Here is a 536-nt window from a genome sequence, read left to right as displayed (position 1 = left end):
GCAATCGACGGTGCCGAACAGCAATTCGCCGCGCTCGGCGCGGTCGCGCGCGCCGGGCACGTGATCGAGAATCCAGGCCACTTTGGTGCCGGAGAAATACGGATCGACGATCAGGCCGGTCTTTTGCGTGATTAACGGCTCATAACCATCGGCCTTCATCTGCGCGCAGATCTCTGCGGTACGGCGGTCCTGCCAGACGATGGCGCGGTGCACGGCCTGGCCGGTGACGCGATCCCACACCACCACCGTCTCGCGCTGATTGGTGATGCCGATGGCGGCAATATCCTTCGCGGTCACGCCAGCCTTCGTCATCGCCTCGCGGCAAACGGCCAGCGTCGAGGTCCAGATATCTTCCGGCTCATGCTCGACCCAGCCGGAGGCCGGGAAATGCTGCGGGAATTCCTGCTGCGCACTGGCCGCGATCGAGATGTCAGCGCGGAAGATCATCGCGCGCGAGGATGTGGTGCCCTGATCGATGGCCATCACGAAAGACATGGCGTTTCTTCCCGAAAGATTGTGGTCGCGTTGTGTTGGGA

1 protein-coding gene is annotated in these 536 nt (G+C 62.9%); it reads right to left on the bottom strand.

Annotated features, from left to right (window positions below):
• Positions 1-495, bottom strand: a 495-nt coding sequence (locus AC1DU6_RS35570) for an FGGY family carbohydrate kinase (RefSeq protein WP_477863322.1), incomplete at its 3' end; no start/stop codon positions are given.
• Positions 496-536 lie beyond the last annotated feature (41 nt).

The sequence above is a fragment of the Roseateles sp. P5_B10 genome, from assembly GCF_056400485.1.
The sequence above is the reverse complement of the archived record's forward strand: the minus strand, read 5'-3'. Positions and strand labels throughout refer to the sequence as shown.